The 19,914-nt window shown below is 70.2% G+C and carries 16 protein-coding genes, 1 tRNA gene and 1 other RNA gene; 12 read left to right on the forward strand and 6 right to left on the reverse strand.

What is annotated here, in order from left to right:
- Position 1: 1 nt before the first annotated feature.
- Positions 2-1,147: a restriction endonuclease subunit S gene (locus ACWGI6_RS01885; protein ID WP_453265676.1), complete on the reverse strand. Its 1,146-nt coding sequence runs from the start codon at positions 1,145-1,147 to the stop codon at positions 2-4.
- Positions 1,148-1,254: 107 nt separating this feature from the next.
- A complete protein-coding gene (locus tag ACWGI6_RS01890; protein ID WP_453265677.1) occupies positions 1,255-3,249 on the reverse strand; it encodes a type I restriction-modification system subunit M in 1,995 nt (664 codons plus the stop codon).
- A gap of 421 nt (positions 3,250-3,670) precedes the next feature.
- On the opposite strand from ACWGI6_RS01890, the gene ACWGI6_RS01895 reads away from it, so the two are divergent.
- A complete protein-coding gene (locus ACWGI6_RS01895; protein WP_453265678.1) occupies positions 3,671-3,901 on the forward strand; it encodes a hypothetical protein in 231 nt (76 codons plus the stop codon).
- Between the two features lie 95 nt (positions 3,902-3,996).
- On the opposite strand, the gene ACWGI6_RS01900 is transcribed toward ACWGI6_RS01895, so the two are convergent.
- The gene (locus ACWGI6_RS01900) at positions 3,997-4,482 is read right to left on the reverse strand and encodes a hypothetical protein (protein ID WP_453265679.1); all 486 of its coding nucleotides are present in this window, start codon (positions 4,480-4,482) and stop codon (positions 3,997-3,999) included.
- A gap of 138 nt (positions 4,483-4,620) precedes the next feature.
- Positions 4,621-4,705, reverse strand: a tRNA-Ser gene (locus tag ACWGI6_RS01905).
- Positions 4,706-4,837: 132 nt separating this feature from the next.
- Between ACWGI6_RS01905 and ffs the strand changes: the two genes are divergently transcribed.
- From ffs to ACWGI6_RS01955, 10 genes are all read left to right on the forward strand, one after another.
- Positions 4,838-4,932: signal recognition particle sRNA small type (gene ffs / locus ACWGI6_RS01910), an RNA gene on the forward strand.
- Between the two features lie 48 nt (positions 4,933-4,980).
- On the forward strand, positions 4,981-7,494 hold the full coding sequence (locus tag ACWGI6_RS01915; protein WP_453265680.1) for a DNA polymerase III subunit gamma and tau: 2,514 nt from the start codon (positions 4,981-4,983) through the stop codon (positions 7,492-7,494).
- A 195-nt stretch (positions 7,495-7,689) separates the two neighbouring features.
- Positions 7,690-8,040 (forward strand): YbaB/EbfC family nucleoid-associated protein, encoded by a 351-nt coding sequence (locus ACWGI6_RS01920; protein ID WP_086718527.1) that lies wholly within the window; start codon positions 7,690-7,692, stop codon positions 8,038-8,040.
- Positions 8,041-8,091: 51 nt separating this feature from the next.
- A complete protein-coding gene (gene recR / locus ACWGI6_RS01925) occupies positions 8,092-8,691 on the forward strand; it encodes a recombination mediator RecR (protein WP_018089931.1) in 600 nt (199 codons plus the stop codon).
- A complete protein-coding gene (locus ACWGI6_RS01930) occupies positions 8,684-9,349 on the forward strand; it encodes a DUF5063 domain-containing protein (protein ID WP_453265681.1) in 666 nt (221 codons plus the stop codon). Before recR ends, ACWGI6_RS01930 begins: the two co-directional genes overlap by 8 nt.
- Before the next feature lie 387 nt (positions 9,350-9,736).
- On the forward strand, positions 9,737-11,008 hold the full coding sequence (locus ACWGI6_RS01935; protein WP_030285545.1) for an aspartate kinase: 1,272 nt from the start codon (positions 9,737-9,739) through the stop codon (positions 11,006-11,008).
- Entirely contained in the window at positions 11,005-12,120 is a 1,116-nt protein-coding gene (locus tag ACWGI6_RS01940; RefSeq protein ID WP_453265682.1) for an aspartate-semialdehyde dehydrogenase, read from the forward strand. The genes ACWGI6_RS01935 and ACWGI6_RS01940 overlap by 4 nt, the downstream gene beginning before the upstream one ends.
- Before the next feature lie 555 nt (positions 12,121-12,675).
- Complete coding sequence (locus ACWGI6_RS01945; RefSeq protein ID WP_453265683.1) at positions 12,676-13,338, forward strand: SigE family RNA polymerase sigma factor; 663 nt, start codon at positions 12,676-12,678, stop codon at positions 13,336-13,338.
- Positions 13,335-15,038 (forward strand): hypothetical protein, encoded by a 1,704-nt coding sequence (locus ACWGI6_RS01950; protein ID WP_453265684.1) that lies wholly within the window; start codon positions 13,335-13,337, stop codon positions 15,036-15,038. The genes ACWGI6_RS01945 and ACWGI6_RS01950 overlap by 4 nt, the downstream gene beginning before the upstream one ends.
- An 86-nt stretch (positions 15,039-15,124) precedes the next feature.
- Complete coding sequence (locus ACWGI6_RS01955) at positions 15,125-16,009, forward strand: SURF1 family protein (protein ID WP_453265685.1); 885 nt, start codon at positions 15,125-15,127, stop codon at positions 16,007-16,009.
- Positions 16,010-16,053: 44 nt separating this feature from the next.
- Here ACWGI6_RS01955 and ACWGI6_RS01960 read toward each other — a convergent pair whose 3' ends face one another.
- The gene (locus ACWGI6_RS01960; RefSeq protein WP_453265743.1) at positions 16,054-16,422 is read right to left on the reverse strand and encodes a hypothetical protein; all 369 of its coding nucleotides are present in this window, start codon (positions 16,420-16,422) and stop codon (positions 16,054-16,056) included.
- Between ACWGI6_RS01960 and ACWGI6_RS01965 the strand changes: the two genes are divergently transcribed.
- Entirely contained in the window at positions 16,312-17,376 is a 1,065-nt protein-coding gene (locus ACWGI6_RS01965) for a cation diffusion facilitator family transporter (protein ID WP_453265739.1), read from the forward strand. The two genes, ACWGI6_RS01960 and ACWGI6_RS01965, sit on opposite strands and share 111 nt — an antisense overlap.
- A gap of 463 nt (positions 17,377-17,839) precedes the next feature.
- Here ACWGI6_RS01965 and ACWGI6_RS01970 read toward each other — a convergent pair whose 3' ends face one another.
- Positions 17,840-19,669: a S9 family peptidase gene (locus tag ACWGI6_RS01970; protein WP_453265740.1), complete on the reverse strand. Its 1,830-nt coding sequence runs from the start codon at positions 19,667-19,669 to the stop codon at positions 17,840-17,842.
- Positions 19,670-19,914: the final 245 nt, after the last annotated feature.

Here is a 19,914-nt window from a genome sequence, read left to right on the forward strand (position 1 = left end):
TTCAGCCTGCCTTCCGAGTAGTGGGTACGTCGATCTGTCCAGTCACTGCGGCCGTGATGAGCGCGGCACGACGTTCCTTGGCGAAGGCAATGTGCTCCTGTGCCTTGGCGATGAGAGAGTCGATCCGCTCTGTAGCGGCCGCTACCTCAGCCAACAACTGGCGCTGCTCGTGGACTGGCGGCATAGCTATCCGCAAGGCCCGTAGGTCACCCACGGTCAAGCCGCCTTTTGTGGCGCCATTCTCACTACTGATGCGGCGCAGGTGCTCGTAGTTTGAGCGTAGGCTCCACAAGAGGTACTCAGGTACCCAGTAGCGCTCGTCAGGCTCGATGTATGCAAGATGCTGGTTGATGGTGGACTTGATCCGGAGGATGGTCGCGGCACCTCGAGTCTTACCTTGCCCGGTGAGCGCAACCAGGATGGATCCAGGCCGCACCATTGGCAGATGACACTTAACGATGGCAGCTTCGGTTACGCGCCGCGAAGGCTCATGCACCTCTGGCAGGTTCACCACAGATGAGTTGACCCACGGGATCTCGCCGCCAAGCCAATAGCGGTCCTCGCTGCTCCGTGGGGTTGATCCGTTCCCCATGCGCGTTCGACGATGAAGCTTGTCAGTCGGATTCCCGTCTTCCTGCGCCCGAGAGAGGAGCTCAGAGACCGCAACGCTTCGGCGCTCGCGGAGCAGCGCCACGAACTCCTCCTGCTTGGAGACCAGAGCATCGATCTGTGCCGTTTCGCAATCCAGGAATTGGACAATGTCCCGTTGCTCCGAGAGGGGAGGGACTGGTACCTCGACTCGCGCGAGGTTTCCAACCGATAGTCGAGGAAGGCCCGCTCCACGCATCAACGAAGTGGCCTGATCCTTCGAAGTCTTGGACGCAAAGACATATGCCAGAAAGTCCGAGTTCATGACTTCCTGCCGCGGGCTGACGATCACGAGAGATGAAGCAACAACGAAATCTTTAAGCACCCGAACGACTGCGGTCTCGCCTACGGTGCCATCCTTGGAGAATAGAACGTCACCGGGGAAAGGTTGGCATCCCGTTTTGACCATGTACTTGTATGTCTCGGGTGTTGTCTTGAGTGATCCTGCAAAGTCGATCTTCCCTTGCTTCACGTCACGCGTCGAGACAAAGTCATACACGCCGCCCTCAGTGTCGGGTGAAATGTGAGCCCCGTCCGTGACGCGATGCGCGAACGACTTTACTCGCCCATGCAGCCATCCCGTGGGTAGCGCTGGATACCATTGGCTCACCTCTCCACCTCCCGCAGCATTTCCATGATCTCGCCGACTACCCGGTTGAGGTCGATGTCGATTTCCTCCAGCGACCTTGGCGGCAAGTACTTGTAGAAGTGCCGGGCGAACGGGATCTCGTAGCCGGTCCTCGGCTTCTTGGTCGTGTCCACCCAGGCGTCGGGTACGTGCGGCTTGACCTTGGCCTCGAAGTAGGCGTCGATGGTTTCCTCGGCGGCATCGTGGGTCTTCGGGTGACCGCCCCAGCCGAAAGGGATGTTCTCGGTGTCGCGCAGCGCAGGGTCGGGCTCGATCTCGCCCTTGTGCGGGCCGGAGGTGTAGCGGCAGACGTCGGCGTCGTCATCGCGTTCGCCGATCGTCTGCCACAGCGTCTTGCGCTGAGCGGCGGTCAACGCGACCGGGTACTCACGTAGGTGCTTGCCCAGGTCGTGGAGGAACTCCTCCCTATTGAGGTAGACCTGCTCGCCGAAGGAGCCGAGGGCCTCAACCAGGTCCGGGACCTTGCCAACAGTCTTGTGGCCGGCCACGTCGGTGATCCGCTCGGCGGTGCACTGGAACCTCAGGCGCAGAGGACGCTCGACGGTGATCGTCCAGTAGGCGAAGTCGCGGTTCCCGAGGATCTTCGAGGTGGCCGAGATCTCGCGAGAGGCGAACGCCTGCACGATCGAGGTGCGGGCGTCGTCAGAGATCTCGACGCGCTTGGAGCCGATCGACTTGCGCAGCTTGGAGCCGAGCCCAGTGGCATCGATGAGCTGGACGGTGCCGATGCGCGCGGTGGGCTTGGCGTTTGAGAGGATCCACAGAAAGGTGGGGATGCCGGTGTTGTAGAACATGTCGTTGGGGAGGGCGACGATCGCCTCGACCAGGTCATTCTCCAGCATGTGGCCGCGGATTTTGGACGGTCCGGATTCTGCGCCGCCTGTGAAGAGCGGCGAGCCGTTGAGGACGATGCCTGCTTTTCCGCCTCGGCCGTTCTCATCCACCTCGCGCATCTTCGAGGCGACGTGGAGCAGGAACAGCATCGAGGCATCCCCGGTGGCGGGGAGGCCAGGGGTGAAGCGTCCTTGTCCGCCGCGCCCGTGTTCGGCGGTCACCTGGGACGCGACGGCCTTCCAGTCTGTGCCGAACGGCGGGTTTGACAGGACATAGTCGAACTTGTGGTCCTCGAATCGGTCGACAACGAGCGAGTCGCCCTGGCGGACGTTGGTCGGGTCCTGGCCCTTGATGAGCAGGTCGGCCTTGCAGATCGCGTAGGTGCGCGGGTTGATCTCCTGGCCGAACAGGGCCGTTGAGGCAGACCGGTTCAGGTCGTGGAGGTGCTCGTCGGCGACGGTCAGCATGCCGCCGGTGCCGACGGTGGGGTCGTAGATGGAGCGGACTTGGCCTCGGTCGCGCAGTGCCTCGGTGTCCTCGGCGTAGACGAGGTCGACGAGGAGGCGGACGACGTCGCGGGGTGTGTAGAACTGGCCGGCACCGTCGTTGGCGGACTCGGCGAACCGGTAGATGAGGTTCTCGAACAGATCGCCCATGTCCGCGTTCGAGACAGTCTCAGGGCTCAGGTCGATCCCCTGGAAGTGCTTGACGACCGGGGAGAGGCGATCGCGGGCGTCGAGAGTGCGCAGGACGTTCTCGAAGTCGAAGGACTTGAACACATCCAGGTTCGACGAGAAGCCAGCTACGTAGTTGATGAGGTTGGCCGCGAGGTTGTTCGGGTCCTGCAGAGCCTTCTGCAGGGTGTACTCGCTGGTGGTCCAGAAGTTCAGCCCCGCATTGTCCGGGGTGCGCGTCTTGAGCTTCAGGTGGGTGCGGCGTTGCTGATCACCGGGGTACTGGCTGATGATCTCGGCCATCGCCTCCCGGTGCGGTTCCATCACGCACTCCAGCCGGCGCAGCACGGTGAACGGCAGGATCACCGAGCCGTACTCGGCTTCTTGGTAGGGGCCGCGCAGGGTGTCGGCGACGCTCCACACAAATTGGCTGAGGACGCTCACGCAGGTCTTCTCCGGTCTAAGGCTCGGGCGCTCACAGCTCTGCTCGATGAGAGCCGTGCCGTGTTACCCGAACCCTATCCGCGACCTACTCGAGGCGGAGCAATAGCCAACAGATGTGGGTGGGTGGTGGGCGAACGGCGCAGTGGTCTCGACGCGTTCGACGGGGAGCGGCGATTGGCTACAGCTCGCGTAGGCCGGTCAGGACTCGCCCGATAAGCATCGGGGCGGCTTGCCGACTGCCGATGCCCGGCCGCGCGGACACCGCGTCCGCAGTCGTCCTGGTCGTGGCGCCGCTGGCAGAAGCGTACGGCGGCGGCGAGGACGGCCGTAGCGGTGTCGGCGTCGTGCGCGGCTGGGAACCCAGGGCCCCGGCGGCCAGAGCGCCATTCGCGACTGTGCGCTGGGACGGCCGTGGTCCTCCATGCCCGCGCCCTGTCTCCCAGGCGGGGAACGCGCCGCGACCGCGCTCCCCGAGCAGTGGTCGGTGCCGGCCTGGCGCACGGCCCGGCGCCCCGGCATGAGCGAGGGGGCCGAGGCCCAAGTGCGGGGCACGGACAAGGCCGCCGTGAAGGCGGCCTTCGCCGAGGCTTGCGCACAGGCTGTGGACCGCGCCCGGAACCCGGGGAAGTGCGGCGACACCGACGACTGGTGATGACGGACGCCTCCGTCGGGACATCAGGCGGTGATGAAGGGCGCCAGCGGGAATTCCGCTGCCGCGTCCGCTGCCTGTAGACCGACTCGGTGTCGCTACAGCCGGTCCTTCCAGTTACGGATGGCCTGGTCGAGCTTTGCGCGCAGTCGGTCAGCGGCCGTCGTGCCAGGCAGCAGCTGGGGGTATGCCTCGCTGTCCCTCTTGGCGATCAAGGCGCCGAGGGCGGTGGAGCTGTGCGACGGGAAGACCAGCGAGCACTTCTTCCCGCCCAGCTCCTGGGCCAGTCCCAAGAACCCGCGGCCGACCCCGAGTCCGGGGGAGGTGCCGTAGCGCTTCGCCTCAATCGCCGCCACGAGCCTCTTGCTGCGGGGGTGGACCATGGCCCGGCGGCTTCGCTCGGCCTCCTGGTGATCCAGGACAGCAACGTCGCACTTATGTGCCACCTTCGACGTGGTGGCTGCCACGAACATGCCCAGGTGGATTTCCAGTTTCTTCTGGGCGCCCGGGAAGCTCAGCAGGACGTGGGTGGCGCTTCCGCTCGCCCTCACCATCGATGCCGGTCGGCCTCGGTGGTGAGCCACCAGCAGACCCTCGGACGTCCGGCGCCGCCCCAGTGATCGGCTGTTGGGGACCAACTGAGACCAAAACTGCAACCAGCGAACGACGAAGGTCCCGGCCGCTGAGCGGTCGGGACCTTCGTTTTGCCTGTTCAGGCGGTGCGGAGGATACGAGATTCGAACTCGTGAGGGGTTGCCCCCAACACGCTTTCCAAGCGTGCGCCCTAGGCCACTAGGCGAATCCTCCGCCGCAAACAATACAAGACGTTGGGGAGTGCTCGCGAACATGATCCGGGGGCGGGAGCCGGCGAGGGGGTGGCGTGGGTCGGGGGCGGGGGTCCGGGTCGTTTCTTGGGCGGGGGATCCGCTACTGTGGTGCGCAGCCCCTCACGTGGCGCTATCTGACTGAACTCCCCCAGGGCCGGAAGGCAGCAAGGGTAGGTCGGCTCTGGCGGGTGCGTGGGGGGCCCTTGCGTTTGTGGGGCCCGTCGGTTGTCAGTGCGGCCCGATATCGTCGTATGCGTGTCGTCCCTTGCGCTGTACCGCCGCTACCGGCCCGAGACCTTCGCCGAGGTCATCGGGCAAGAGCACGTGACCGATCCGCTGCAGCAGGCATTGCGGAACAACCGGGTCAACCACGCCTATTTGTTCAGCGGCCCGCGCGGCTGTGGCAAGACGACGAGTGCGCGGATCCTGGCGCGCTGCCTCAACTGTGAGGAAGGTCCCACTCCCACGCCCTGCGGGAAGTGCCAGTCGTGCCAGGACCTGGCCAGGAACGGCCGCGGCTCGATCGATGTGATCGAGATCGACGCGGCGTCGCACGGTGGCGTGGACGACGCCCGCGAGCTGCGGGAGAAGGCCTTCTTCGGGCCGGCCGGCAGCCGCTACAAGATCTACATCATCGACGAGGCGCACATGGTGACCTCGGCGGGCTTCAACGCCCTGCTGAAGGTCGTCGAGGAGCCGCCGGAGCATCTGAAGTTCATCTTCGCGACGACCGAGCCCGAGAAGGTCATCGGGACGATCCGGTCGCGTACCCATCACTACCCGTTCCGGCTGGTGCCGCCGGGGACGCTGCGCGAGTACCTCGGAGAGGTCTGCGGGCGGGAGGACATCCCCGTCGAGGACGGGGTGCTGCCGCTGGTGGTGCGCGCCGGAGCCGGGTCGGTGCGTGACTCGATGTCCGTGATGGACCAGCTGCTCGCCGGTGCGGGTGCCGACGGTGTGACATACGCCATGGCGACGGCCCTGCTGGGGTACACCGACGGGTCGCTGCTGGACTCGATCGTGGAGGCGTTCGCCTCGGGGGACGGCGCGGCGGCCTTCGAGGTCGTGGACCGGGTCATCGAGGGCGGCAACGACCCGCGGCGCTTCGTCGCGGATCTCCTGGAGCGGCTGCGGGATCTGGTGATCCTGGCGGCCGTGCCGGACGCGGGGGAGACGGGGCTGATCGACGCTCCCGTGGATGTGGTGGAGCGGATGACGGCGCAGGCGTCCGTCTTCGGGGCGGCGGAGCTGAGCCGGGCCGCCGACCTGGTCAACACGGGCCTGACGGAGATGCGCGGAGCGACCTCGCCGCGACTGCAGCTGGAGCTGATCTGTGCGCGGGTGCTGCTGCCCGCGGCGTACGACGACGAGCGGTCGGTGCAGGCGCGGCTCGACCGGCTGGAGCGCGGCGCGGGCGCGGCGCTGCCGGGCGGTGCCGGTGGCGTGAGCGGCGGTGCGGGCCCCGGGGGAGACCTCGGGCCCGGGGCGCCCGTCGTGGCGTCCGGTGGCGGGCCCGCGGCCGGCTATGTACCGGGGCCGGAGGCTCATCCGGCGATGCCGGCGGCGGGACCGTCCGGGCCGGCCGCTGCGCGGGCCGCGGTGCGGGGAGCGGTGAGCGGGGGCCCGGGTGGCGGCGCGGGGGCTCCGGCCGCCCCGGCTCCCGCTGCCCCGGCGGCTCCTGCTCCGGACGCGCCGTCTGCCGGCGCGTCCGGCGGGCCGGTGGCCGCGCCCGGCGGGGAGCAGCAGCGGGGCGACGGCGGGGGCGCGGAGGCGCCGCAGGGCGGTCCGGGCCGGGCTCCGCAGAGCGAAGCGCAGGGCGGGGGCCGTGAAGGTGCGGCCGCGCGGCCCGGAGCCTGGCCCGGCAGCACGGGCAGGGGCAACGGCGCCGGCGGCGGAGGCAACGCGGGCGGCAATGGCCCCGGCGTCGGACGGCAGCCCGGTGGCTGGCCCACGGCCGTGGCGCCGGGACAGGGCGGCCAGGCGCCGCAGGGCGGGGCGCCCGCCCCTTCGCCCGAGCCGCCGGCCGGCCCGCCCGCGCCCGTGTCCCCGCAGCCGCAGGCCGGGGCGGCGCAGGGTGCCGCCCAGGTGCGGCAGATGTGGCCGGACATCCTGGAGGCGGTGAAGGACCGCCGGCGTTTCACCTGGATCCTGCTGAGCCAGAACGCCCAGGTCTCCGGCTTCGACGGCACGACGCTGCAGATCGGCTTCCCCAATGCCGGTGCCCGCGACAGCTTCGCCAACGGCGGAAGCGAGGACGTCCTCAAGGACGTGCTGGCCGAGCGGTTCCAGGTGCAGTGGCGGGTCGAGGCGATCGTTGACCCGTCGGGCGGCGCCAATCCGCCGGCCGGCGGCGCTCCCCGTGGTGGCGGCGGAGGAGGCGGTGGCTTCGGCGGCGGGGCGCCCGCCGCGCCGCAACAGGGCGGGCCGCAGTCCCCGCCGCAGCAGAGCGGCCCGTCGGCGCCCCAGTCGTCGGGCGGCCAGTACGGGCAGAGCGGTGGCGGGGCGGGCGGTGGCAGCGGCAGCGCCGGCGGCAGCCAGGGCGCGCGGATGGCGCGGGAGGCCGTTTCCCCCTCGGCGTCCGCGGGCGGCGGGCAGTCAGGGGCCGCGGCGGAGGCCTCGTATGCGCCGCCGGAGCCCCCGCCGATGTCGATCGAGTACGACATGCCTGCCGAGGACGACCCCGACCTCGTCGACTCCGCGCTCAGCGGCCACGACCTGATCGTGCGCGAACTCGGCGCGACGATGGTGGAAGAGTTCAACAACGAGTAGCTGACGGATCAGCACCGCGTAGGCAGCGCAGGGCAGCGCGCGGCGGTGCAGGGCCGGGCAGGGGGCGGAAAGCGAGTAAGCGGGCGTACACCAGGCGTACACCCGTGCTCCTCCCTACGGCGTAGGGCGCCGGGGCCGTGAAACACGTAGGCTCGGGCTACCGCACAAACGTTGTCGTATGGCAGGAGTCACGTCGTGATCCCCGGTGGTCAGCCCAATATGCAGCAGCTGCTTCAGCAGGCCCAGAAGATGCAGCAGGACCTCGCGGCCGCCCAGCAGGAGCTCGCGGAGACACCCGTCGAGGGTTCCGCGGGCGGCGGTCTGGTCAAGGCGACGGTGACCGGCTCCGGTGAGCTGCAGAGCCTGGTCATCGACCCCAAGGCGGTCGACACCGACTCCGCCGAGGAGACGGCCGAGACGATCGCCGACCTCGTGCTGGCGGCGGTCCGGGACGCCAACGCCAGTGCCCAGCAGCTGCAGCAGCAGAAGCTCGGTCCGCTCGCCCAGGGTCTGGGCGGTGGCGGAATCCCGGGTCTCCCCTTCTGAGGAGTAGCCAACTAGCGTACGCAACACGGCAGAAGAGAAAGAAGACGTTCCGTGTATGAAGGCGTGGTCCAGGACCTCATCGACGAGTTGGGCAGGCTGCCCGGCGTCGGTCCCAAGAGCGCGCAGCGGATCGCCTTCCACATTCTTCAGGCCGAGCCGACCGATGTCCGCCGGCTCGCGAACGCGTTGATGGAGGTCAAGGCGAAGGTCCGGTTCTGCGGCACCTGCGGCAATGTGGCGCAGGAGGAGCAGTGCCGGGTCTGTCTGGACCCGAGGCGTGACCCGGCGGTCATCTGCGTCGTGGAGGAGCCCAAGGACGTCGTGGCGATCGAGCGGACGCGCGAGTTCCGCGGTCGCTACCACGTCCTCGGTGGGGCGATCAGCCCGATCGAGGGTGTGGGCCCGGACGACCTGCGGATCAGGGAACTGCTGGCCAGGCTCGCGGACGGCACCGTCACCGAGCTGATTCTGGCCACCGACCCGAATCTGGAGGGCGAGGCCACGGCCACGTACCTGGCCCGCATGATCAAACCCATGGGCCTGAGAGTGACGCGACTGGCGAGCGGACTGCCGGTCGGAGGCGATCTGGAGTACGCGGACGAGGTCACGCTCGGGCGGGCCTTCGAAGGGAGGAGACTTCTCGATGTCTGATGCCACGCTGCACAACGCGACCCAGGACCCGGACGACTTCGCCGTATCGATCTCCGACTCGATCGAGAGTTTCATCGTCGCGGTGACAGAGGTGGCCAAGGGCGACGAGCCGGACAGCGCGGTTCCCTTCCTGCTGCTGGAGATCTCCCAGCTGCTGCTCACCGGCGGCCGTCTGGGCGCCCACGAGGACTTCGTCCCCGACGAGCGGTACGAGCCGGACACCGGCCCCGAGCCGGACGTCGACGACCTGCGCGAGCGCTTTGCGGTCCTGCTCGAGCCGGTGGACGTCTACTCCGAGGTCTTCGACCCGTATGTGCCGCGCAGCGAGCCGGTCGCCAGCCGGATCTCCGACGACCTGGCCGACATCGTCACCGACCTGCGGCACGGCCTGGCGCACTACCGGGCGGGCCGGGTCAGTGAGGCCCTGTGGTGGTGGCAGTTCTCCTACCTGTCCAACTGGGGCCCGACCTCCTCGGCCGCCCTGCGCGCGCTGCAGTCGCTGGTCGCCCACGTACGGCTCGACCAGCCACTGGTCGAGCTGGACGGCCTGGACACCGACAGCGACGTCACCGGCGACGAGGAGCGGCTCGCCGAGGAGGCCGGAAAGGTCATGGCGGCGGAGATCGCCGGGCCGCTGGGACTGCGCGGGGTGGTGTGAGCCGGGGGACGGCCGCACGGGGCGTGTGACCGGCTCCCGCGCCCCCACTGCCCATGGGCGCGAGGCGCCCGCGCGGTCCGCCCCGTGGGTCTCTCCGCGCGCCCGGACCTTGTGACCTGGGTTACGTTTTCGTGTGTACCGGCCAGAAGCGGGCATGTGCTCGCCGAGCGGGCGCGACGGTGCGCCTTGCGGAGCCGCCGCGGGACGTGAAACTCACGGGACAGGTGATCACGGTGAAAATCAGTGATCAGCCAGTGAGTCTCATGTCTCACGATGTGGTATCAGCAGGGCGGACGCCGCCTGCTCGTTAGACTGAGCCGACCGCAGTACCCCCATTTCCGGGGGTCCGGGAGGAAACTCCCGAAGAGACAGTTGCGAGGAGCGCACGTGGGCCTTGTCGTGCAGAAGTACGGCGGCTCATCCGTTGCGGATGCCGAGGGCATCAAGCGCGTTGCCAAGCGAGTCGTCGAAGCCAAGAAGAACGGCAACCAGGTTGTCGTAGTGGTTTCGGCGATGGGCGACACGACGGACGAGCTGATCGATCTCGCGCAGGAAGTGTCCCCGATTCCGTCGGGGCGCGAGTTCGACATGCTGCTGACCGCCGGAGAGCGGATCTCCATGGCCCTGCTGGCGATGGCGATCAAAAACCTCGGCCATGAGGCGCAGTCCTTCACCGGCAGCCAGGCCGGCGTCATCACCGATTCCGTGCACAACAAGGCACGGATCATCGACGTGACGCCGGGCCGCATCAAGACCTCCGTCGACGAGGGCAATATCGCCATCGTCGCCGGATTCCAGGGCGTGTCCCAGGACAAGAAGGACATCACGACGCTGGGGCGCGGTGGGTCGGACACGACCGCCGTCGCGCTGGCGGCCGCCCTGAACGCCGACGTCTGTGAGATCTACACCGATGTGGACGGTGTCTTCACCGCCGACCCCCGGGTCGTGAAGAAGGCCCGGAAGATCGACTGGATCTCCTTCGAGGACATGCTGGAGCTGGCCAGCTCCGGATCCAAGGTGCTGCTGCACCGTTGCGTCGAGTACGCACGCCGTTACAACATCCCGATCCACGTCCGCTCCTCGTTCTCGGGGCTGAAGGGCACATGGGTCAGCAACGAACCGCAAGGGGACCAGCCGATGGAGCAGGCAATCATCTCGGGCGTCGCACATGACACCTCCGAGGCGAAGGTCACGGTCGTCGGAGTCCCGGACAAGCCGGGCGAGGCCGCGCGCATCTTCCGTGCGATCGCGGACTCCGAGGTCAACATCGACATGGTCGTGCAGAACGTGTCCGCCGCGTCGACCGGTCTGACCGACATCTCCTTCACGCTGCCCAAGGCGGAGGGCCGCAAGGCCGTCGCGGCACTGGAGAAGACCCGTGCGGCGGTCGGCTTCGACTCGCTGCGCTACGACGACCAGATCGCCAAGATCTCGCTGGTCGGCGCGGGCATGAAGACCAACCCCGGCGTCACGGCGACGTTCTTCGAGGCGCTGTCGAACGCGGGCGTGAACATCGAGCTCATCTCGACCTCCGAGATCCGCATCTCGGTCGTCACCCGTGCCGATGACGTCAACGAGGCCGTGCGCGCCGTGCACACCGCCTTCGGTCTCGACACCGACAGTGACGAGGCCGTGGTCTATGGCGGCACCGGCCGATGATTCCGGCCGAGGCGGGCCGTCCGTCCCTCGCTGATACGGCGTGGGCGGACGCCCGCACGGCCGCCAAGCCGCATCTCGCCGTCGTCGGCGCCACCGGCGCCGTCGGCTCGGTCCTGCTCGGCATCCTGTCCGAGCGGGCCGACATCTGGGGCGAGATCCGGCTGATCGCCTCGCCCCGTTCGGCCGGCCGCAAGCTGACCGTGCGGGGTGCGGAGGTCGAGGTCGTCGCGCTGAGCGAGGATGCCTTCGACGGCATCGATGTCGCGATGTTCGACGTCCCCGACGAGGTCTCCGCGCAGTGGGCACCGATCGCGGTGTCCAAGGGCGCGGTGGTCGTGGACAACTCCGGCGCGTTCCGGATGGACCCGGACGTGCCGCTGGTCGTGCCCGAGGTCAATGCGCACACCGCACGGGTGCGCCCGCGCGGCATCATCGCCAACCCGAACTGCACGACGCTCTCGATGATCGTCGCGCTGGGTGCGCTGCATGCCGAGTACGGGCTGAGCGAGCTGATCGTCTCCTCGTACCAAGCCGTTTCCGGGTCGGGCAAGGCCGGCGTCGACACCCTGCGGGCACAGCTGTCCGCGGTGTCCGGTACGGAGCTGGGGACCGCGCCGGGCGATGTGCGGCGGGCCGTCGGCGACACGCTGGGGCCGTTCCCGGCGCCGATCGCCCTCAATGTCGTGCCCTGGGCCGGCTCGCTCCAGGAGGACGGCTGGTCCTCCGAGGAGCTCAAGATCCGTAACGAGTCCCGCAAGATCCTGGGGCTGCCGGACCTGCCGGTCACCGCGACCTGTGTGCGGGTGCCGGTGATCACCACCCACTCGCTGACCGTGCACGCCCGGTTCGAGAACGAGGTCTCGGTCGGCGGTGCGCACGAGATCCTGGCCGCCGCTCCCGGGGTCGTCCTCACTGACGACCCGGCCGAGGGCGAGTACCCGACCCCCGCCGATGTCGTCGGTACCGATCCGACCTGGGTCGGGCGGGTGCGGCGCTCGCTGGACGATCCGCGGGCGCTGGAGCTGTTCGTGTGCGGGGACAATCTGCGCAAGGGGGCGGCCTTGAACACGGCGCAGGTGGGCGAGTTGGTGGCGGGGGAGCTTCGGGGCTAGGTCCGGGCTCCTTCAGGGGTTCTGGGGGCGCCCCGTGCGGGTCCGGCCGGAGATGCCTGCATGCCTGCGGGCTCCGGCAGGGGTTCGGGCGGGGATGCCGATGCGGGCTCCGGTACGGGTTCGGACAGGGATGCCGATGCGGGCTCCCGTATGGATTCCGGTGGGAATGTCCGGGGGCTTTCGCCATGGCGTGGGGGCGACTTGGCGGGATCGGCCGTCGTGCGCCGACCGTCTGGGAGATACTTTGTGGGGCGTGTGAAGATTCCGTGAGCGAATTGCTGGTTCCAACCCCTTGATCTGGGCTGACGACCTGTTCGACCATTCGCTCCCCGCCAGACTGCAACCGGCAGTTGGGCGGGGAGCGTCTTTGTGGCCGTCCTCAGGGGTGGCCCGGGATGTCCGCGGGCCGCAGGGTGAGGCCCCGGTATCGGGGTATTCGCGTCGGGGTAATTAGGGCATTCAGGAAGAGCTGGTACGCATGAGGGCATTTGATGCATCGTCAAAAGCGGTGCCTTGCGCGTACAACCCTTACAGGGGGAAGCGTGTCCAACAAGCGTGGCAGAGGTACTCGGATTCACCATCGCCCCAGCGGGGGCAGCAGGCGCAACAGTGCGCCCGCCGCGTCCCCTTGCGTCCGGGGGCATGCCAGTGATCGCTCCCTGGCCCACCACGCGTCCCGCGCAGATTCCTCCTCAGCATGGGGACACTGACGACGCGATGGCAGCGGGCACCACAGTCGACCACCTCACCGAGACCTACCGGGCGCACTACCGCTCCCTGCTCGGTCTCGCCGCGCTGCTCCTCGACGACACCGCCTCCTGCGAGGACGTCGTCCAGGAAGCCTTCATCCGCGTGCACTCCGCGCGCGGACGGGTGCGCGAACCCGAGAAGACCCTCGCCTATCTCCGGCAGACGGTCGTCAACCTCTCGCGCTCCGCGCTGCGCCGCCGCATCCTCGGGCTCAAGCTGCTCTCCAAGCCGATGCCCGACATGGCGAGCGCCGAAGAGGGCGCCTACGACCTGCTGGAGCGGGACCAGCTGATCCAGGCGATGCGCGGTCTGCAGCGCCGGCAGCGCGAGGTGCTGGTGCTGCGCTATTTCGCCGATATGACCGAGGCGCAGGTGGCCCAGACGCTGGGCATATCGCTCGGCTCCGTCAAGGCCTACGGGTCGCGGGGCATCGCGGCGCTCCGCGTCGCGATGGAGGCTCCGGCATGAGTGGCACAGCGTTTGGCCGGTACGACCCGTTCGACTCGTGTGGCTCGCCCGACGCGACCCACCCGAGCCACTCGATGACGTCGAGCGGACCGCTCCATCCGATCACCCCGAGCAGGCCGGTCACCCCGGCCGGTTCCAGCAGCCCGAGCACGGCGCTCGACCCGATGAACCGGCGCGGCACACGCGGCAACGGGCCCGGCCCGCTCAACTCGCAGCGTGCGGGCGCTCCGTACGGCCGTTCCTGCGACGCGGCCGGAGCCCGTGGAGCACCCCGCGAGGCGGCGCGCGGGCCGTATGCGGCGCGCGAGGCGCAGGGCCACCCGGGCGGCGAGCCGGGCGAGGGCCGCCGGCGGGCAGAGGCGTCCGGGCCGGGCGCGAAAGCCTGCCAGGAACCCGGCAATGGCGATGACATCGGTGTCGCGGACGCGGCACCGGCGGACACGCAGGCAGCACCGGCCGGCAGGGACGCAGCACCGGCCGGCACGGGCGGAGCGGCGGCCGCCGCCGAGGGACCACCCACCGGCATGGCGGGAGCGCCGCTCGGCGGCCCGGGCGGAGCGGACGCCGGTGACGCAGACGCCGATGACGGGGCCGACCACCATGCGTACGGCAGCGAGGCGCACACCGACAGCGCCTTCGGCGGCGGCATGGGCGACGGTCACGGCCGGAGCCACCCCACCGGCGGCTTCGGCGGCGAGGACGACCTGAGGCGGCTGCTGCAGTCCCGCGCGGGCACCCTCGAACCCGCGCCGGACGCGCTGGATCAGCTGCGCCGCGCGGTGCCCGCCCGCCGCCAGCGCCGTCGGCATGTCGTCCTCGGCGCGGCCGCCGCGCTGCTGCTCGGCGGTACGTCCATCCCCGCCATGGTCCACGTGGTGAACCTCAACGACAGCTCCGAGGAGCGGGCCGCCAACGCGGGAAGCAACCAGCGTGCCCAGGGCCTGAGCGGCGGCACCCACGGCGAAGGCACCGAGCAGGCCGGCCCCCAGCCGACCGAGCGGGGCGGCGAGACGCCCGGCGCGGGCAAGCCGGAGGGCACGGGCAAGGCCAAGGGCAAGAACGGCGCGGGCCCCGGTGCGGGCGCAGGCACCCCCGCCCCGGACGAGACCATGGACGTCACCTCGCCGGCCTGCGGGCGCAACCAGCTCGGGAAGGGCAGCAGCACGGTCGGTGCGGCGGACTCCACGGGCCGCATCTACGGCACGTTCCGGGTGGTCAACACCTCCGGCGCCGCCTGCTCCGTCGAGGGCGGCGGCACCGTCGGCCTGGTCGCCCAGGGCTCCACCAACCCCGACCACATCCATGTCGTCGACCACACGTCGGGCGACGAGGCCACCGGCCTGCCCGACCCGGCCACTACCCCTGACCAGCTGGTTCTCAAGCCGGGGGAGGCGTACGAGGTCAAGTTCGCCTGGATCCCGCAGTCCGGCGGCGGCGCCACCGGATGCGTCAATCCCGGTCCGTCGCCGACCCCCGACCCCTCCAAGGACCCGGGGCAGTCCCCGGATGCCGGGGCCACGGCAACGGGCGACGGCGGCGGCCAGGCGGGCGGCGACGAGGGGGCCGGCGGCGGCGCGGCGTCCGGTGGAATCGTTCTCAGCCATACGCCGGAGGCCGGTGAGCCCGCCGCGGCCGACGCGAAGATCACGGATGCCTGTGCCGGAACGGTGTACCGCACCGAGGCACTGGCGGCCCCGTAGCAGCCGCGGCCCAGGTCCTGACGACAGGGCGTGGCCGGGGAGGGGGCGGTGCGGCCCCGCCGCACGGGCCCCGTACCGTTGGTGGTGTGTACCGGTTCCTGCTGACCCCGCGGTGGTGGGGAATCAACGTGTTCGCCGTACTGGCGATTCCGCTCTGCATCTTCATGGGCAGCTGGCAGCTGGGCCGCTTCGAAGACCGCGTCAACACCCACCAGCAGCAGGAGCACCGCTCCGCCCGGGCCAAGACCGCCGCGGCCCGTCCGCTGGCCGACCTGCTGCCCGTCGACACGGTCACCTCCGGACGGCAGGCCAGCGCCCGCGGGCACTACGACACCGGGCACCAACTGCTCGTACCGGCCCGCACCTTGAAGGACAAGCACGGCGAGCGGCAGGGCTTCTACGTCCTCGATCTGCTGCGCACGGACGGCGGCAAGGCGCTGCCGGTCGTACGGGGCTGGCTGCCCGGCGACGCCGGCGCGAAGGCCGACACGGCACAGGTGCCCCCGCCGCCCAAGGGCGAGGTGACGGTCACCGGAGCGCTGCAGGCCTCCGAGAACCAGGGCACCGACGGTGTACAGGCCGGCGGCGGGCTGCCGCAGGGACAGCTCGGCATGATCAGCGCGGCCTCGCTGGTCAACATCGTGCCGTACGAGGTCTACGACGCCTGGATCACGGTCACCGACGCCCAGGCGCCGCTGCACGCCGTGCCCCCGGCCGCCGTCGAGGGCAGCGGCCTGGACCTCAAGGCCTTCCAGAACCTCGGCTACACCGGCGAGTGGTTCGTCTTCGCCGGCTTCGTGGTCTTCATGTGGTTCCGCCTCTTCCGCCGCGACGCCGAAGCCGCGAAGGACGCGGCGCTGGGGATCGTGCCGGAGGGGGACGGGGGCGCGCCTCAGGCCGGGGAGTGGGAGTCTCAGGCCGAGGAGCAGGGCGCAGGCCAGGGCGCGGCGGCGCGGGCCGGGCGGGCCTGAATCCCGCCGCGACCCCCTCGCTCCTGCAACGAGATGGCAGCTGGTCAGAGGCCGTATGACGGCAGTAGCTGCAATCGGTTCGGCGTGCCACCGTAGGCCATATGGCAGGCAAACGGACCCACCGGCACGGCCATGATCACAGCCACCGCGACCAGCACCATGGGCAGCAGCAGCGCGCAGCTGCGGAGGAGGGCCGTGCTGCGGAGGCGGGCCGTGTCGCGGGGAGGGGCCGTGCTGTGGACGTGGATCATGCCGCGGACGTGAGCCATGCCGGTCACGTGGATCATGCCGGTCACGGCCAGGTGGGCACCGGCCGTCCTCGTCACGAGCACGAGCACGCGCACGCGCACGGGCACGCGCACGGCCCCCGCGGTTCCGGCCGCTGGTCGCGGATCCGGCACCGGCTCGCCCACCTCGTCACCCCGCACAGCCATGCCGCCATGGACAAGGTCGACGCCGCGATGGAGACCTCCCGCGAGGGCCTGCGCACTCTGTGGCTCTCGCTCGGCATCCTGGGCCTGACCAGCGTGATCCAGCTGGTGGTCGTCGCGCTGTCGGGGTCGGTGGCCCTGCTCGGCGACACCATCCACAACGCCGCCGACGCGCTGACCGCCGTACCGCTGGGCATCGCCTTCGTTCTGGGACGCCGGGCCGCCAACCGCCGCTACACCTACGGCTATGGGCGGGCCGAGGACCTCGCGGGTATCGCCATCGTGCTGACGATCGCCGCCTCCTCGGCCCTGGCCGCATACGAGGCCGTGGACCGTCTGCTGAACCCCCGCGACATCACCCACCTGTGGGCCGTGGCCGCGGCCGCCGTGATCGGGTTCGTCGGCAACGAATGGGTGGCCCGCTACCGCATCCGCACCGGCCGCAAGATCGGCTCGGCCGCGCTCGTAGCCGACGGCCTGCACGCCCGTACCGACGGCTTCACCTCCCTCGCCGTCCTCCTCGGCGCGGGCGGCGCAGCCCTCGGCTGGCGGGCCGCCGACCCGCTCATCGGCCTGCTGATCACCGCCGCCATCCTCATGGTGCTGCGCGACGCCGCGAGGGAGGTCTACCGGCGGCTGATGGACTGCGTCGACCCCGCACTCATCGACGCCGCCGAGCTGGCGCTGCGCGCGGTGGACGGTGTCCGCGGCGTCGGGCAGGTCCGCATGCGCTGGATCGGCCATACCCTGCGCGCCGAGGCCGACATCGTCGTCGACTCCCGTCTGACCGTGGTCCAAGCCCATGCACTCGCCGTCGCCGCAGAACACGCCCTGATCCACGCCGTCCCCCGGCTCACCGCCGCGACCGTGCACACCGATCACACCAGCGAGGGCACTGACCCACATGCCGCGCTGGCACATCACGCCACGGCTTGACCGGGCCCCCCGCCCCTCCCCACCCACCCCCATCTGCAGCCCGTGCCGACGGCCGACGCAGGGCACGCGTCCCACGGGGCACGGTGACCACGGGGCACGGTGCCCACAGGGCACGCCTCCCATGGAGCACGCCTCCCACGGGACACGCTGCCCGTGGGACACCCCGTCCAGGGGGCATGTGGCAGCGGGCCGCCGTGGGGCGGCCCGCTCATGGGCGCCAGGCAGCGTCCCGCCCCGGCAAACCGCTCCCACAGGCACCCCGCCGTGCCGCGCCCGAGCCAGGGTCACTCGGCTCTGCACCCAGCCGTGCCGCGCCCGAGCCAGGGTCACTCGGCTCTGCACCCAGCCGTGCCGCGCCCGAGCCAGGGTCACTCCACTCTGCCGCGCCCGAGCCGACGGGAACCCCGTCGTGCCCCGCCCGGTCCACGGGGCGGCCCATCGGCCCCGGACGCTTCTCGGGCCTCTAGCTCTTCTCGATCACATGCCGCTGGGCGAAGTCGAGCTCCAGGCGGACCTGCTTGATGCGCTCCTCCACGACCAGGGAGCCGTGTCCGGCGTCGTAGCGGTAGACCTCGTGCGGATGACTGCGTCCCTCCAGCCGCTGGACGTAGTTCTCCACCTGCTGGATCGGGCAGCGTGGGTCGTTGACGCCCGCGGAGATGTAGACCGGGGCCCGCACCGCATCCACATACGTCAGCGGCGACGACGCCTCGAAGCGCTCCGGGACCTCCTCGGGGGTGCCGCCCAGCAGGGTCCGGTCCATCGCCTTGAGGGCTTCCATCTCGTCGTTGTAGGCCGTGACGTAGTCCGCGACCGGGACCGCCGCCAGGCCCACCGCCCAGGCCTCCGGCTGCGCACCGAGACCCAGTAGCGTCAGATAGCCGCCCCATGAACCGCCCGCCAGCACCAGCCGCTCCGGATCCGCCAGCCCGGACGAGACCGCCCACTCGCGCACCGCGGCGATGTCCTCCAGCTCGATCAGCCCGACGCGATGCTTGAGCGCATCCGTCCAGGCGCGGCCGTAGCCGGTCGAGCCGCGGTAGTTGACGCGTACGACCGCGAAGCCGTGGTCCACCCAGGCCGCGGGGGACGAGGCGAATGCGTCGCTGTCGTGCCAGGTCGGTCCGCCGTGTATGTCGAAGACCGTCGGGAAGGGACCGTCACCCGCCGGCTGCTGCACCAGCGCGTGGATACGGCCGCCGGGTCCCTCCACCCACACGTCCCGCACCGGCACCGACCCGGGCGCCTTCATGCCGGGCGGGTCCAGTACGACCTCGCCGCTCGTCGACCGCACCTCCGGGGGCTGCGCCGCCGACGACCACAGGAATTCCACCGTTCCGTCCGGCCGCGCCGTCGCACCGGAGACCGTGCCGGCCGGGGTCTCGACCCGGGTCAGCCGCGGGCCGTTGGTCGCAGCAGCCTCGTCGGTGGCACCGGCCGGAGTGCCGGCGACGCCCGGCTCGCCCAGCTCGTAGCGCCACAGCTCGCTCCGTGCCTGGTACTCGTGCTCCACCAGCAGCGCCGACCCGTCGGGATACCAGTCGGCACCCACGTCTCCGGGCAGGTCTATCTCCAGGGCCGTCTCCGTCCCGGTCAGCGGATCCCAGATCATCGGCTCCCAGCGGCCCCGCCGCTGGTGCCCCACCAGCAGCCGGGCGTCCCCGTCCACCGGTGCGAAACCCATCACCGACAGGCCCAGCTCCTCGGTCCCGCTGTTGGTGTCGTCCAGCTCCGCGACCGTGGAGCCGTCGGGCCGTACGACACGGATCGCGGAGTGCATCGCATCGCCGTGCTCGGTGTGCTCCAGGGCGATCAGCGAGCCGTCGTGCGAGAGATCGCCGACGCCCGCCGACTCGCGGTGCCGGTAGATCTCCACCGGCGCTTCTCCCGGCCGTACGACATGGACCGTCGAGCCCTCGTCGTCCGTGGAGCACCCGACGACCGCGGTCCCGTCCCGGCCGATTGCCAGTCCGCCCGGATACGAGGCGGCGAGCCCCGGGGTGGCCGGCTCATCCGGGCCGCCGGCGAACGGCTGCCGCATCCAGACGCCGAACTCGTCCCCGTCGGTGTCCGAGAACCACCAGACCCACTGGCCGTCCGGCGACAGAGTCCCGTCCGTCGTGCCGTTCGGCCGGTCCGTGGCCTGCCGCTGACTGCCGGTCTCCCGGTCCCAGGCGTACAGCTCGAAAGTGCCGGTGGCGTTCGAGACGAACAAGGAACGGCCCGGGGCGTCCTCGGCCCAGTCCGGCAGCCCGATCCGCGGCGCACGGAAGCGCTTCTCCCAGTCCGGCATCGCGGTCTCCGCGACGCCGGAGTCTGCCGAGCCTGTCGAGCGCGCCGAGCCTGTCGAGTCCTTCGTCGCCCCGCCCGTCACCGCTGTCGGATCGGCCGCGGCCGCGCCCGTCCCGGACGTGTCGTGAGTGTCGGTCGTCGAAGGGGTCGGAGCGGTGGCGTGGCCTGGGTCTGCGGTCGTCTCGTCAGTCATGGGCCCATTCTGCGCCCGGCGTACGAATTCCGTTGGCGAGGGTCACCAGGCTG

The organism is Streptomyces sp. NPDC054786 (assembly GCF_053611685.1).

Bases quoted from the DNA above. Each gene is read 5' to 3' on its own strand.
- ACWGI6_RS01970 (WP_453265740.1), bottom strand. From the start codon at position 19,669: ATGCCGGACTGGGAGAAGCGCTTCCGTGCGCCGCGGATCGGGCTGCCG.
- ACWGI6_RS01930 (WP_453265681.1), top strand. From the start codon at position 8,684: ATGTCTGATGCCACGCTGCACAACGCGACCCAGGACCCGGACGACTTC.
- ACWGI6_RS01895 (WP_453265678.1), top strand. From the start codon at position 3,671: ATGCCCGCGCCCTGTCTCCCAGGCGGGGAACGCGCCGCGACCGCGCTC.
- ACWGI6_RS01940 (WP_453265682.1), top strand. From the start codon at position 11,005: ATGATTCCGGCCGAGGCGGGCCGTCCGTCCCTCGCTGATACGGCGTGG.
- ACWGI6_RS01950 (WP_453265684.1), top strand. From the start codon at position 13,335: ATGAGTGGCACAGCGTTTGGCCGGTACGACCCGTTCGACTCGTGTGGC.